The following is a 14244-nucleotide window of genomic DNA, read 5'->3' on the forward strand; positions in this document are numbered from 1 at the left end:
CCCAGCCGAAGAGAAGAGGGGCGCAACCCTCGCGCATGTAGTGCCACTTGCCGGTGCGAGTGATCACAGGAACCGATCGGAGACAAGGCTCATCACGGCGTGGGCAGAGACACCCCGCGCGCTGGGCACCGGCGCACTCTTCCGTCGACCACAAGCCGCCTGCGGACTCATCTGTGGTCAATGACTGCTGGTGCGCCTTTGGAGCGCGCTCAGCGGGCCGGAACTCCATGCTGCACGCCCCTGCCGACAACTTGCTCCGAACCGCGGATCCCCGTAGGGGAAGGTCGGAAGAGCTGGGGCGGTCACGATGAAGCTGACTGTGCAGCGCGCGGATCAGGCGCAAGAGTGACGGTCATCCACGGCACGGCCTCTTTGCGGAAGGAGTGCCCGACGGGGTCGATGCCACTGTGGTCGTCGAGACTGAAGCCGGTCACCATGATCATGTCTGAGTCGGTGTCTACGGAGGCGAGGTGGCTTCCGCAGCGAGGGCAGAAGCCGCGGTGGAGGGTGGGCCAGGTCACGTACCAGGTCGGTTCGCCGCCGGGGCCGGTCCAGGCCAGTGTGGTCTTCGGAAAGCCCACCCACAGCACTGCGGGCCCGCCGGAGATGCGTGTCTCGTGAGGGCACGAGCAGAGGTGTGGATCGTCCGGGATTCCGGCTACCTCGTAAGTGATGTGGCCGCACTCGCACCGTCCAGTCCGCACCTCGGGCGTGGGATCGGACGAGACGGCTCCGGGTTCCGTGAGAGTTGAGGAACTCCCGATGGAAACGGAGCTGGTCCTGTGGCCGACGGGGTGGGGTGAGCTGGGCATGAGTCTTCTCCTGAGAGTTCTCGGTCGAGTGGTCGGTCACGGTTGTTCTGTGGTGGACGGAAGCCGGGTTCCTAGCTGCGCTAGGGCGTCAATTGCCCAAGCCTGGGCCCGTCTGCGGTGAAGCAGATGCGGGTGAAGTACTCGGTGCCCATGATCCGGGCACGGCGTTCGTCGTCGAATCGGGAGAGCAGTGCGGGCAGCGGCCTCTCGCCCTGGAGCTGGCTGCGGTGTGAGCAGATAGCGGCCCATTTACGGTCGACCCAGTCCATTACGTTCACGATGGCGGTCACGTGCTCGTGGGGCACGGTCAGCAGGGTTTTGCCTACCCCGTACAGCAACGGCTCAAGATCGTCGATCCCGGACTGAGGGTGGGTGGCCGCGTAGAGCCCCGCGGGGCTGCCACGGCTCGCTGGCCTCGGGATGAAGGTGAACGATTCCGGCTGCCTCTACGGCGAGCAGAGTCACTTGGTGGGTGCGCCGGTGATCCGGGTGGCCGGTGAGCTGGCCGAGCGCGTCATGCGTCACGACGATGTCGGGACGGAACTGTCGGATGTGCGTGACCACCTGGGTGACGGCATCGTCCAGGGGCACGTCGTACCAGCGGGGTCGGCCGGGTGCCGACGATGCATTGCGTGCATCGCCGTATCCGAGCATCCGTGGCGCATCCGCGCCGAGAACGTCCAGAGCCGCAGTGAGCTCGGCGGCCCGCTGGCTGTCCCGGGTCCAGGTGGCGGTGACCACCGCCGTGCGGGCTCCGACGGCGGCGTACTGGGCGAGCACGCCGCCGGCGAGGAGGGACTCGTCATCCGGGTGGGCGAAGACGCCGAGCAAGCTGGGTAACACGGGTATCTCCCGGGACGGTGATCGTGTCCAACGAACGGTCGGACAAGGGGGGGCAGAGGACGATTGGGCGTACTGCTGACCGGTCATAGGGGCGGGTCGAGGGGTCATGAGGCGCAGGTAGGCGAGGGCGGTCTGGAGGGTCTGTCCGGAGGTGAGGGCGCTGGTATCGATCACGTGCCCGTCGGTATGCATCCAGTCGGTGGCAGCCTGGTGGTAGTCGGGCGCGTCGGCGGCGGTAGGTGCGTACGGCTTCGCTGCGTTCGGCGTCACTGGGGAACTCCCAGCTGGCCTCGATCCGCTCCTGGAGCGCTGCGAGGTTGGTATGCACGACGAGGTGGTGGGAGCTGCCGGCCTGGCGTAGCGGGTGAAGATTTCAGTGGGATACGCGGGCTCGAGGAGGGTCATCGGCACGATGACGGGACTGCTCGTGTGCCGGGTCAGACCAGCGACGAAGGCGCCGGTCAGCTGCCGCCACAGTGGTAGATCCTGATATCCCGGCACTGCAGGTCGCGGCTGGCGAGTGTGCTGCGCAGCAGGTCGCCTATGGCCTCCGGGTCAGCTACCACTGCGCCAGACAGAGCGCGGCACAGTGGGGAGGCGAGGGTGGGTTTGCCGCCACCGAACGGTCCGTTCAGCCAGATGATCATGCCTTTCCCGTGACTGTGGTGATCGCGTCGCTGCGCCGAGCGGGGCCAGGGAGGTGGCTGTTCCGGCCGGGCCACCGGAGCACCAGGCGGCAGTGCTCCTTGTCCAGGACGTCCCCGGCCGGCAGCAGGTCGTCGGGCGTGCCGACCGGGTGGACGGTCAGGGCCGGATCGGTGTGTTTACTGTTGTCGTCGGTGCGCACGTGGCGGTCCCAGGTTCGCACTGTGGCCACCAGTTGCTCGACGAGCTGCGGACCCTGCTCACCGAAGGCGTGGACGAACCACTCCCACTCCTTGTCCTCGGAGTGCTTGCTGTGCCAGCTCTGGACGTGGATCAGGTAGGCGAGCGAGGCATCGCCGATGATCGCCGGTGCGTCACGGTCCTTCGCGATGCCGGTGACGCCCGTGTTCCGATGGGCGGTCAGCCGGCAGAAGGTGGGCAGGGTGGTAGCCGCGTACAGCTGCAGGGAGCCGAAGTAGGCGCCCGCCCCCATGGTGACGCCGGTGGCCACTTCGTACCGCGGCCCGCGCAGCGCCTCTTCCAGGCCTGTCGTCGGGGCGGCGGCGCCGTTGTCGAAGCGGAGTGTCAGCTCGCCGTTGAGGAGGCCGGTGACCGGAAGGGTGCGGGCCTGCTGTCCCTGGTCCCGGACGAAGCCGCAATGTGTGAAGTGGCGGGCGTGCAGCACCTGGCCACACCGCTCGAAGGCGATCGCCCGGGTGTAGCCGCCGATCTCGAGCGGCAGGACCAGGCGTCCGCCCTCGGCCAGCTGCTCCCGCCAGGCTGGGGTGATGTCCCAGCAGTTGTAGGTGATCACGCTGGCGTCGAAGCCGCCGCGCGGCACGAGGTGTGCAGGAGCGCCGAGGGCCGCGTCGGCCTCGACGACGGTGACACGCCCACTGCCGGCCTCCATGGTGAACCGACAGGTGCGGCGCACAACCCACGGGTCGATATCGACGGTGACCACACGCCCCTCGGTTCCGGCGATATGAGTGATCAGCTCGGCGTTGTAGCCACCGGATCCCGCCTCGAACACGATCGCGCCCGGCTTCAGGCGCAGGCTTTCAATCATGTCAGCCTGGAGCCAGGCCGCGGACACCGAGCTGATCGCCGCTCCGGTCCTGTCCCGCCGGGTGATGACGGCTCGGTCGCCGCCGTCGTACGCGGTCGCCAGGTTTACTTCCGGCGCGAAGCGGTGGCGGGGCACGGTTCGCAGCGCATCCTGGAGCGGTTCGGAGGGGGCCCAGCCTCCGTCGATCACTGTTTGTGCCATCGCCTGGCGCAGACGAACAGCCTCGGCTGGTTCTCCGGGCACCGGCGGTACGGTGGTGCTGCACGGGTAGGAGTGGACAGGCGCCAGCCCTGGCAGCACCCCGGGCCATACTGCGGTCAGGGCTTGTGCGCTGGGCGCGAAGATCCGGCCCAGGGTGGCCAGGGTGTGTAGGTCGTGCCACTCCCAGCGCACGAAGTTGTGTGCCTCGAGCAGACTCAGTTCGCCGTCCCAGCGGATGACGCGGACCACGGCGATGATGCGGCGTACGTCCAGCCGGTCATCGTGCAGCACGGTGACGACGTGAGCGTCCTCCACGCGCGTGGTCAGTCCGCTCTCCTCAGCGAGCTCCCGCACGGCAGCCGCTGGCGCGGCTTCGCCTTGCTTGATCCGGCCGCCCGGCAGCTCCCACATGCCCTGGGTTGAGCGGCCCAGCAGGACCCGCCCGAACGCGTCGGTGACCACTACCGCGGCCCCGAAGACAGCCTGTGGCTCGGGCCGCTGCTTCTCCTCTGTGCTGTACGACCCATCCGGACCGTGCAGGACCAGCACTGCCAAGCCCTCCGCGTCGAACCGCTCGCATACAGCGAATCCGTCGACCAACGCGGCGAGTTCGCTCTCGTCCAGAGCGATATGGCGCCGCTCCTCGGGAGTGCGCTCCGCGACCGGCGTAATGACGATGAGCATCCCGCCCTCCCGCAGCCGCGCGGCCAGGCGCCGCAGCACCCGGGCGCGATCACGGACAAAGGCGATGGCCAGACGGATGGTGATCAGGTCATAGCCGCCCTCGGCCAGGGCGGCCAGGTCGTCGTGCTCCACGTCCAGGCACAGCCAGCGCACCCCCCCGACTCCAGCGTGCTCCGTACGGGCCCGCTCCAGGGCGCCCTCGGCGAAGTCGGCGCCGTCAAGGGTGTACCCGAGTGAGGCGAGGTAAGCGGCCATCTCGCCGGTGCCGCAGCAAGCGTCGAGCGCACGGCCGCCCTCGGGGGCTGGTGCATGCTTGACGAGCAGGCCCTTCTCCTCGTCTCCGAGCTGTCGGAAGCGGATCCCCGCGTTGTAGTGCTCGGACCAATAGGCCGGGGTGTATCCCACAGATCGCTCCTCGTGCATGAAAGCCGGGTGGTGCGGCGTTACGGCAGTTCGACGGGGCCGTAAAGGGCGGCAGACTGCCGGGTCTGCAGCGCCCAGTACCGGTCGCCGAAACTCCAGTGCCACCACTCGGTCGGGTAGTTGATCAATCCGGCCGCCGACAGCACGGCCTTGAGGGTGGCCCGGTTCGTCCGTGCCCGGGCGCTGAGCCCGGGGGTGTCGGTGTAGCAGGCGCCGTTCGATTCCTCGGGGCTGGCATTGACGCGCGTGCCCATGTCCAGCTCCCGGCCCTCATAGTCGATGAGCGTCACATCGACGGCCGCGCCGGCGGAGTGCGGCGCGATCTCCGGAGGGGACACGAAGCGGCTGGCCGCCTCGCGGAGCTCGGCGGCCAGCCAGTCCGGGTGAGTCCGGGCGAGTTCGTCGGAGTACTCCTCGAAGTACTGCTTCTGCAGGACCGGCGGCCGGAAGCCCTCGATGAACAGCAGTTGCACGCCGGTGGGCAACAGTGACTGCGCGTGCAGCAACCGGGTGAGGACTCCTTGCCGAACGTGTGCGTAGGCCCCGACCTCGTCGTGTTTGCGGTCATCGGCCTTCAGGCCGTACGCACGGACGTCGACGAGGGCCTCGTCGCATTCCTGAACAGGAATCGCGGCTACCCTCCGGTCGGACATCAATACGATGTTGCTGCTCATTCGTCCCCCCCAGTCCCAGGTGCCGACGTACGCGGCCTCGCCGGTACGGCGAGCCTCTGCTACCGCCCTCAGGCGCGCGAAGTCGCGGGACGGCATCAGGGCCTTCCACCCGGCCAGGGGCAGGACGCGGATCTCGTCGTGTTCCTGCGAATTCAAGGTGATGCCGCGTATCTGCGCCGCGGTGAGCCGGCCGCCGTCGAAGACCAGCCCGATCGTGCTGTAGGGCCACTCGGTGCCGGGCGCCCCGTACACGGCCGCCAGGAGCCGGGGCGGTCCGGACGGTGCCAGGCCGGTCTCCTCCCGGCACTCGCGCACGGCCGTCTCCCAGGGCCGCTCACCTGCGTCCATCGTTCCGCCCACCAGCTGCCAGGGATGTGCGGGGGAGTAGACGGAGTGCAGCTGAAGCGTTCGGTCGTCCTCGTCGGTGAAGTACAGGCATGCGAAGCAAGTGGCCTTGGGCACCGTTTCGGCGTACTGCTCGGGTGGCATCCAGGGAGAACTGTTCTCTGGTGTGCTCGCAGCGGCAGGTTCTTTAAGACGCGTCATCCGCATCAGAGCCGGACTACCCATGAAGCCCAGCTCACGGTAGAGCGGTGCTGCCTCCACGCTGGCGTGCAGTTCGAACAGCGTTACGTGCTCGGCGTCGGAGAGATGGTCGAGCAGCGCGGAGACCACAGCCCGGGCGTAGCCGCGGCGCCGGAGGTCCGGGTGCGTGGCGACCACGTGCACGCGGGCAGCCAGGCCCCGCGGGTAGGCCGGTGCCGGGAGCACGGGATGGATCAGGCCAAGGGCGCAGGCAGCCATCGTGCCGTCCGGCGCGTCGATGACGAAGGCCCGTGCGTCCCCCGCCGAAGTCAGCCGCGGGGCCAGCTCGTCCGTGCACCGCCGGATCCACTCCTCACTCAAGGGCGCGGACAGGACGTACTCGGAGCGCATCCGAATGATGCCTTCGGCGTCAGCGGGGGTTGCCGCGCGAACCGGTGGTCGCCCAGCGGCGTCCTGTGGTTCGGCTGTGGCGGCGGGTGCGGTGTCGGAGCTCATGGGGCTTCTCCTTTCGCTGAATGCAGACTGTTGTGTTCAGCGTGCAACCGGGCCAGAGTCCGCCGGCCGCGCTCGACCAGTTCGGGATCACCGTGGGCGGCGCCGTAGGAGATGCCGGAGACGGCATCCAGCACTGACAAGATCGTGAGCTGGGCTTCTTCTGCTGTGGTGAAGGGACGGCCGTAACCGTCCATCACGGCCTTGAGGAGATCGGGGCGGCCGTGCCAGGCATCGGACAGCCGTATGAAGTCTCGTACCGCTGGGCCTTCTTCCGATCGCTCGAAATCGATCACATACAGGGCATCGGCGGCTTCGTCCCAGCGCAGGTTGCGTGGTTGAAAGTCGCCGTGTGTGGGCACCGCCTCCAGGGCGGGCAGGGCGGAGACTCTCTCTGCTGTGGCGCGGATGAACTCCTCATCCTTAGGCGCGAGATAGGGCCGGGCTCCGTCCAGGTGCCGCTCCAGCTTCCCCAAGGGCAGTGTGCCGTCGGCCGGCCGGGGCGGGGTGCTGCTGTGGATGGTCGCCGCGAGCTGCCCGATGCGGTGGAAGATCCGGCGCTGCTGCCCGAGCGGGTGAACGGCACCGTACAGAGACCGGCCTCCTACCGCGGTGAGCACCACGGCTCGCAAAGACTTGTCGGCGGCCACCAGCCGGGGCGCGGCCGCACCGAGATGGAAAACCCAGCCACGGAGTGCCCGGACTTCACGCTGGTGGAACCGGTCGTTCTGGTGGATCTTGACGTACCAGGTGCCGCCCTCAGTGTTGTGTGCCCGCCATACGCGGCTTTCTGTGTGTGTCCAGGAGACGTCTGTCCAGCCGGTGATCCGGCCTACCGCTTGCTCGGCGAAGGCTCGCACCGCGGCTTCAGGAACCGCGCTGCGGCTGCCGCGTTCGGGGACCATGACCAGCCGGTCGGCGGTCGGGTCGTAGGCGATCGGGTCGCTGGGCTGCTGGAAATGCACGGCCATCCGCGCTCCGGCCCGGTAGGCGTCCAGCCCTGCCCGGCAGTACGCGACCATCGGCTGCGGTAGCTCGTCGAGCGTGAACCAGCCCATGGCATCGCACACCTGAGGTTCCATGACTTGCGGGGTGCCGTGCCAGCGCCGGACCTCGAGGAAGAACCCGACGCGCGCTTTGCCGGCGGGGGGAGCGGTGGTGCACGGTGACGGCCGCGTGGACATCCGCCGGGTCGACCACAATGCTGGTCTCCTCCTGGGTCTCGCGCACCAGCGCCGTGACCATGTCCTCCCATGGGCCGTCCAGATGTCCGGACGGAAGGTGCCAGCAGCCTGCCGCGTAGACGTCACCGGCCCGCCGGGAGAGCAGTACCTCGGGCCCCGTCGTGCCGTCGCGCAGTGCGATCAGGTGGACGTCGAGCGGTTCGGTGTGCCGCTGAGGGGTGCCGGTCATGCGTCACCGCCGGGGCGGTGTGCGCGCGGCACGGTGAACACCGCGTCCTCGTTCAGGGCTCCGCTGCGGGCATGTGTCTGGAGCAGCTGGAGCGCCTCGGCCTCGAATTTCTGGTGGCGGTCGGCGAAGAGGGCGGGGCGGGCGAAGCTGGTGGTGCGCAGGTCACCGAGAAGGTCCTCAGGAGTCCGGGTGCGAGCGACGGGGAGGCGGTGTTCGGCCATGTCGCTGAACGCGGAGTCGGCAAGGTCATTCTTGAAGGAGCGGGACAGCCCGGCGTACGGGTTCACGTCGCTCACCAGCCCATCTCCGAGTAGGCGCGGCCTTCGGTGATGCCGACGATGGCTACCCTGGCGTAGGGGACGATCCGTTTTGGAAGCTCGTGCGGCGGCCACCACTGCCAGCTGAGGCACTTGTCGGGCTCGCGTACCTCGGGGACGCCCTTCCAGCGGCAGGCCCGGAAGACCAACTGCAGCAGCGGCTGTCCGCCCGGCGTGTCCACGACGTGCACGACGTGCACCAGCTCCACGTCCGCAGGGTCAATAACCAGCCCCGCCTCCTCCCATGCCTCCCGTACCAGACATGCCACGGCGGACTCCTGCTCGCAGCGCCCGGCCAGGTAGTGCCAGGTATTGCCCGCGTACCGGGAATCAGGGTGGCGCAGCCCGAGAAGGACTCGGCCCTCATCGTCCTCCAGGTGGAGGTGGACGCCGATGCCGTTCAACACGGCCCGCCGGCCCTCATCCCACAGGGGTGGTGTCTCGGCAGGCTGCACTTGTGGGGTGTGCTCGGCCGCGTGCCGGTGGATCAGGTCACCGAGTCCGGGGCTGAGGCGCAGCCGGTCCAGCTGGTCGGGGGTGAACCAGCGCAGTAGTACCCCCTCCCGCAGTCGGAGACGGTCAGGGTTCCCGCGCCAGCGGCCGGAGAAGACCTTGATCGGCACGCACAGTCCGTCGACACTGGTGGCTTCCTCCGTGGCGTACGGCTTCAATCCCTCCAGGCGGAGCCCGGGGACTTCCTCGGACAGCTCACGCAGCAGCGTGTTCTCAAGACTTTGGTCGCCCTGCTTGCGACCGCCACCAAGAAGGGCGAAGGTCCCTGGCTGCCAGATACCGGGCAGGTCATCTCGCAGGTGGAGCAGATAGCGGCCGGCGCCGTCGTGGATGAGTGCGGATGCGTTCACCGGCTCCGGCTGGCCGTCGAGCCGTGCGCCAAGGAGTTTGGCCCGTAGTGTCGATGAGGTGACATCGGTGAGTGCAAGCCACTGGACGCCGGACACCTCCTGGTCCTGCAAGGTGATCGCCGGTGGCTGCTCGTCAGCGAGGTAGAACGCATAGCGGACGTCGTAGTGCTGGTGCGCCGGTTCGCCCTTGGCGGGGCTGGCGTCAATATCGTGGACGTCGATGTCGATCGGTGCACCGAGGGTCTGCGGAGTTAGGCACAGGGCACCCGGTGGGATGCCGGCTTCCTCTGCCACCTCGCGCAGCGCCGCGGCGAGCAGGGTGCGGTCGCCGGGTTCGACATGTCCTCCCGGTGCGAGGAGCAGGCCGGTTGCCCGATGCCGGATGTGCAACATACGGCAATCACGGTCGATGACGACCGCGCTGCAGGTGACGTGCCCGGGCAGTGTCCTCCGGCTGGTCGCATCGTCGGGACGGTCCAGTGCGGCGAGCAGCCCGACTAGAGTGTCGCGCTCGCTCGGGTGGCGGGTGAGATATGCCTCGGCGGCCTTACGGATGGCGTAGTGGCTGGGCGGCACGGGCTTTCCTCGCCTTCGGTGGGGGAATGTGATCGGAGCCGGTTTCATGCAGGTTGGGTCCGTGTGTCACCGCGCTTCCTCGTGATCGGACGGTGAGGCACTGCGTAGGTCGGGTACCGTGCCGGTCGCCGGTACGGTGCCTGTACTGGTGGACTGAGCGGTGAACTTCCCTGATAAGGGCCCCTGCCCGAAGTTGAACCGCTATGGCCTCAGCCAGGACCCGGTGGTCCGTTTGCCAGCCGGTGCGCAACACCATGCGCGGCAGTGCAGCCATCATGTGCCTCAACCCGAGCCAGGCCAGCGGGCCTTCGGGACGTATGCGGGACTGGTCGTAGCGGAGCTGCCTGCCATACAGCTCGCGTTCCGCAGCAGAGATTGCGTCCGTGGCCCCTGTCTTCTGATCCTTTGGGTTTTCGTCGCTGGGTGGTCCAGCTGATGTCAACGTGCTCCCTTTCTTGGAAACTTGAGGCGGTGTCGCCGGGTTCAACGACACCGCCTGCGTTTCGAACACGTGTCTTTCGGTCGGACTGTGTGGCCGGAGATTGAGCGGCTCGCTAAAGGTGTGCAGTACATCGGTCCTTGCCGTGCAAGGAAACGGCACTGAGCCGGGTTGGCCGAAATCCTGATGTCCGCCCGACGACAAGACCGCCCCAAGGAACTGCTGCTCGATCGGCAGGGAGTCACCGACTGTGCGACAGCGGTCCAGGCCGCGACGGTGATCCGCCACGCCCTGGGGGTGCTGTTCTGGTCGGGAAAGCCGGGCACACCGAACGGAGATGGCGGGCTGTTACTCGGGGGTGGTGTGAGTGACCACGAGGAACTGGTCGTTAAAGGGTGTTGTAGAAGGCCGTGAACACGCAGTTTGAATCAGGCGGCTGGCTTGTTGTTTCATGCGGTGAGGGCGAGGTTGTGCATGCGGGCGACGGCTTGGACGGTGTGGTGAAGGCCGTCGCCGCGTTGCCGGCAGTCGTGGGGGATCTTGTAGTTCTTCATCGGGCCGGTGACGTGCTCGACACGGGCGCGGACCTTGTGGTGGGCTGTATTGTCCTCCTCATCCTTGAGTAGAGGTCGTCCGGGGCGTTTGCGGTGCGGGACGATCAGACCGGCGTTGACGTAGACGCCGTCGTCGAGGACCGTCACACCCTCGCAGTGCTCCGCGAGCCCGGAGTCCCGCCAGGCCTTCGCGTCCACCGTGTTGCCAGGCGCCGGGCGAGCCACGGCCACCAGGCGAGACTCGGCGTCCACGATGATCTGCACGTTCACCGAAAACCAGTAGTTGCGCAAGGACGCCCCGACCTTGCGGTCGCGGACCGGGACGAGGGTGCCGTCCACGGTCCCCAGTCGCTCGGCGGTCTCCCGGGAGGTTCGGGCCAGCTCGAACGCGAGCAGCGGGGCGAGCTCCCGTATGGTGACGTTCGTGTGGGAGTACACACACGGCCATCAGCAGTACCCGCTCGGCCAGAGAGGCTGCTGCGGACGGCTCCATCCATACTCTTCGCCACCGCGTTCCCGCGCCGCTCTCAGTGGTCGGCTGAACTGCTTCACTCGCAGCCCGGTGAACGTCTCCACCCACACCCGCAGACCCTCAACACCTCAGTCATACATCGAAAATGCTCTGATCACGGTCTTCCGCAATGCTCTTTAGCGCCAGTCCCCGATGAGCCAGGCGACAAGACGGGGGCGGCCCGTCCACGGCTCGCACGGCACGAACGCGTCGGTGGAGACGAAGTCGGTGGTGATGACCTGCTCAAACTGCTCGATCGGTCGATATAGGTCGTCAGAGACATCGCCGGGTTCCCCGAAGACCGACGTATCGTAGGTGGGCATCGCTTCGGAGGTAGAGCAGCCGACATAGGGGAGGGGCTGGCCGAGGTACCAGCCGCCGACGAAGACGGCGTACAGCAGCGCAGCAGCGCCCAGACGGCGCGGAGTTATCCAGGTGGGCACGCTCGCAGTGTTCCACACGTACGACCGGGTATCTGCTGCTTCAGCCTGCCGCACGGGGGCCGGAGCTCGGCAGGGCGTTCCGGGTGGCTTCTCCCTACCCGCAGCAAACCCGCCGAAGGCCGGACCGTACCCGTGCGGTGATCCCGCAGCGCACCTGCCGCCGGCGCTCGGACCGGAGCCGCGCGGTGGCCCGAAGCCTCGCTGACGGCACATAGAGTACGGCCGGCGTGGCGTATGACGGGCCGCCAGCTGTGCCCCGCCGTTTGTACGGAGGCGAGGAGCTCTGCCCATAACGCCCAGATGCACCCCTGGCCAGTTCCTGCCGCAGGCCTTCTTCCACTTCGCACCCTCAAACAAGCTGCACCCCTGCGCCCGTTTCCCTAACAGGTCAGCGGCCCACCACAGCTCGGGAATCTGAAGGTCCACTGATGAGACCGACTCGGTGGAACTCTCTGTGGGTATCGGTATGCCGCCTTGACCAGGCTGGATGATTCAGCGCCCGCAGAGCCGGCGGGAGCCAAGGGCGCCGTCGGCAAGGCCACGGTGATCGCCTATGGCAGCTACCGCGGCGCCGGCCTGGTCATCCCGCACCGCTGCGAACACGGCCAGGCCGAACTCTCGGCCTGAGAACCGGCTACTCCCCCTCCCAGATCACGAGGAAGTCCGGATGGTGCCGCCACTGCCGGGCGATCGTGGTGAGGGCGTCCCACGTACCTGCGAGGGCAGGCTCATTGCCCCACTCCCGAAACGCCCGCGCCTGGCCCAACAGTGCACGCACCGCGTCGTTCAGTGCCTGCACAGCTCGGTCCGTGTCGGGGGCCACAGGGTGGCTCAGCAGCAGACGGTCCGTACGGGCGAAGAGAAACCGGGCCAGCTCCGTGAAGCGCTCCTCGGTGTACTCCTCCCCGCACTCCTCCACTACCTCGCCCTGCTCGTCCACAGCCGATCCTTTCCCTGCGGCATCCTTTATGCCGCACGATCGTACGGGGCAGTATCTCGCCGCCCGGCTGTCTTCCCGGTCCAGCGATCTGTCTGATGTGCCTTCCTGTGGGAGCAGCGCCCCGGCGGTGCTGCTGCTTCGCTGTCATCACCGTGGCCAGCAGGCTCAATCCAAGCTGTGGATCTTGGGGCTTGGTTGTCGTTTTGCTGACTGGTGGGGTGACTGGTTATCGGAGCGACGCAGACGTGCCTCGGTTGGGTTTACTCGGCCGAGGCACGTCTGGTGTTGTTGACGTGTCGGTCAGTCGTCGTCCGTGTCTTGGTCGGGAGGGCCTGAGAGGACGAGTTGGGTGACGACGGGGCCGTAGTCGGCTTTGGCGGTGACTCGGTACAAACCTGTGTTGGGCAGGGTGACCTTGGCGCCGAGTTTGCCGTCGGCGACGGCCTCGTGCCGGACGGGCATCTCCCAATCTTCGTCGACGGCGGTGACGGTGCAGTGGACTTCGGCGGGATCGTCGCTGCCGGTGACGATGCAGTCCCAGGCGCTTTGGGGAGTGACGTAGTCGGGGATGTTCAGGCCGATTCCGTCTTCTGCCTGATCGGGCCCGAGGTGATCATCCTCGAGGAGGAAGTCGGAGACGATGTGCTGTGCTTCGCGGCCGTTGGCGATAGCTCCGTGCTGGGCGAAGACGGGGATGGCGCGACGGGTCAGGGACGCTGACTCGCGATGGACCGTTCCGTCGCCCCAGACGGGGTAGCGGCGTGGTGCTCCTGTGTCTGGGTGGCGTTTGACTTCGCCGTCCGTGTCGGTGCGGAAACAGTACTCGGACGCGTAGACGACGCCATTGATGAGTTTCATCGACTGGACGGTGTCCTGGCGGATCCCGACCACAGGGCGGTGATGAGGCAGGTCCTGGGCGTGGAGAGTGGTGAAAAAGTCCTGCGCGGCTTTGAAGAGGTCTTTGTCTCCGCCGAGATCAGCGACGTCTGCGGGAGTCAGGTGACGGACGTCGGTTCCCTCTTCGAGGCAGAGGAACTGGGGGAGGAGCTCGTGGACGGCGGGCATGGTGGCGGCCGCCGCGGCCAGGCGCCGGTGGGGGAGGGGGAGCGGGCCGCCTTGGATCGTGTTCAGGATGTTCGCGGCGACCACCGATCCTTTGAAAGGGGTGCCGAGGGTCATGACGCCGCGGGTGTCGGCCAGCAGGGCCGTGTCGCCGCCCAGGGTCAGGGCGGCGTAGGTGACCAGGCCACCCATGGAGTGGGCGATGAACACGAGCCGGGCCGGGCGTTCATCGACGGCCTGCCGGCGTGCGGCGTCGTGGGCTGGGTGTGCGAGCCAGCGCTGGAGGTGCTCCCGGGCTTCTTTGGCGAGCCTGCGGGCGTTGACGGCAACGGGCAGGCGCCAGTCATAGGGGAAGGCCATGAGGGCGTCGCGGTGGGCGACGGTGTTCTCGATGGTGCCGACAAGTTTGTGGTAGGGCTCGATGCCGCGCAGGAACGGGCTCCAGGCGGGGGTTTGCAGGAGGCGGCGTGCCTTGATGCGGCCGTAGTCGCCGGCGAGTTCGTCCGGGGTGAGCTGGAGCTGGGTGAGGCCTGTACGGCTCAGCCACGCTTTGGCGAGCCAGCCGCCGTTTGCTAAGCCCCAGATCACCTTGTTGGTGGTGACGTCGTAGAGTTCGCTGCCCATGATCCCGGGCACGATGACGACCGCGTCGTGGGTGACGGGTGGTGTCAGGCCGGGTTCGGTGTGCGGGAACGGATTCGGGAAGCTTCCCCTCCAAGGCTGGTTCATGCATGCCA

At 67.6% G+C, this 14244-nt stretch carries 12 protein-coding genes and 3 pseudogenes; 2 read left to right on the plus strand and 13 right to left on the minus strand.

All coding sequences use genetic code 11. From position 1 onward, the window contains the following. Positions 1-302 precede the first annotated feature (302 nt). The 9 genes and pseudogenes from GL259_RS00510 to GL259_RS00545 all read right to left on the minus strand — a co-directional run bounded on the left by GL259_RS00510 (position 303) and on the right by GL259_RS00545 (position 9558). Positions 303-812: a GFA family protein gene (locus GL259_RS00510; RefSeq protein WP_159528210.1), complete on the minus strand. Its 510-nt coding sequence runs from the start codon at positions 810-812 to the stop codon at positions 303-305. An 80-nt stretch (positions 813-892) separates the two neighbouring features. Further along, positions 893-1661: pseudogene (locus GL259_RS00515) on the minus strand (PIG-L deacetylase family protein). 455 nt (positions 1662-2116) lie between these two features. Beyond that, on the minus strand, positions 2117-2302 hold the full coding sequence (locus GL259_RS37910) for a hypothetical protein (protein WP_208026387.1): 186 nt from the start codon (positions 2300-2302) through the stop codon (positions 2117-2119). After that, entirely contained in the window at positions 2299-4659 is a 2361-nt protein-coding gene (gene fxlM, locus GL259_RS00525; protein WP_243762147.1) for a methyltransferase, FxLD system, read from the minus strand. The genes GL259_RS37910 and fxlM overlap by 4 nt, the downstream gene beginning before the upstream one ends. A 38-nt stretch (positions 4660-4697) precedes the next feature. Beyond that, on the minus strand, positions 4698-6392 hold the full coding sequence (locus GL259_RS39455) for a GNAT family N-acetyltransferase (protein ID WP_159528214.1): 1695 nt from the start codon (positions 6390-6392) through the stop codon (positions 4698-4700). Further along, positions 6389-7360, minus strand: coding sequence for a phosphotransferase (locus GL259_RS00535; protein ID WP_243762148.1), 972 nt, complete (start codon positions 7358-7360; stop codon positions 6389-6391). The genes GL259_RS39455 and GL259_RS00535 overlap by 4 nt, the downstream gene beginning before the upstream one ends. After that, positions 7257-7802, minus strand: coding sequence for an NUDIX domain-containing protein (locus tag GL259_RS38165; protein ID WP_243762149.1), 546 nt, complete (start codon positions 7800-7802; stop codon positions 7257-7259). Before GL259_RS38165 ends, GL259_RS00535 begins: the two co-directional genes overlap by 104 nt. Continuing rightward, positions 7799-8098, minus strand: coding sequence for a hypothetical protein (locus GL259_RS00540; RefSeq protein ID WP_159528216.1), 300 nt, complete (start codon positions 8096-8098; stop codon positions 7799-7801). The genes GL259_RS38165 and GL259_RS00540 overlap by 4 nt, the downstream gene beginning before the upstream one ends. After that, the gene (locus GL259_RS00545; protein WP_159528218.1) at positions 8095-9558 is read right to left on the minus strand and encodes an NUDIX domain-containing protein; all 1464 of its coding nucleotides are present in this window, start codon (positions 9556-9558) and stop codon (positions 8095-8097) included. Before GL259_RS00545 ends, GL259_RS00540 begins: the two co-directional genes overlap by 4 nt. Positions 9559-10168: 610 nt before the next feature. On the opposite strand from GL259_RS00545, the gene GL259_RS00550 reads away from it, so the two are divergent. Further along, complete coding sequence (locus tag GL259_RS00550) at positions 10169-10411, plus strand: hypothetical protein (RefSeq protein WP_159528220.1); 243 nt, start codon at positions 10169-10171, stop codon at positions 10409-10411. 35 nt (positions 10412-10446) lie between these two features. Here the strand turns inward: GL259_RS00550 and GL259_RS00555 are convergent. Continuing rightward, positions 10447-11139, minus strand: a pseudogene (locus GL259_RS00555) (transposase family protein). A gap of 60 nt (positions 11140-11199) precedes the next feature. Next, the gene (locus GL259_RS00560; protein WP_208026388.1) at positions 11200-11505 is read right to left on the minus strand and encodes a hypothetical protein; all 306 of its coding nucleotides are present in this window, start codon (positions 11503-11505) and stop codon (positions 11200-11202) included. 504 nt (positions 11506-12009) lie between these two features. On the opposite strand from GL259_RS00560, the pseudogene GL259_RS00565 reads away from it, so the two are divergent. After that, positions 12010-12123 (plus strand): annotated as a pseudogene (locus tag GL259_RS00565) (IS5/IS1182 family transposase); the annotation flags it as partial. A 16-nt stretch (positions 12124-12139) separates the two neighbouring features. Here GL259_RS00565 and GL259_RS37525 read toward each other — a convergent pair. Together GL259_RS37525 and GL259_RS00570 are read right to left on the minus strand one after the other, a co-directional pair. Beyond that, positions 12140-12445: a hypothetical protein gene (locus GL259_RS37525; RefSeq protein WP_166461395.1), complete on the minus strand. Its 306-nt coding sequence runs from the start codon at positions 12443-12445 to the stop codon at positions 12140-12142. A gap of 300 nt (positions 12446-12745) precedes the next feature. Then, complete coding sequence (locus GL259_RS00570) at positions 12746-14236, minus strand: hypothetical protein (protein WP_243762150.1); 1491 nt, start codon at positions 14234-14236, stop codon at positions 12746-12748. Positions 14237-14244 lie beyond the last annotated feature (8 nt).

The sequence above is a fragment of the Streptomyces sp. Tu 3180 genome (assembly GCF_009852415.1).
GTDB lineage: Bacteria > Actinomycetota > Actinomycetes > Streptomycetales > Streptomycetaceae > Streptomyces.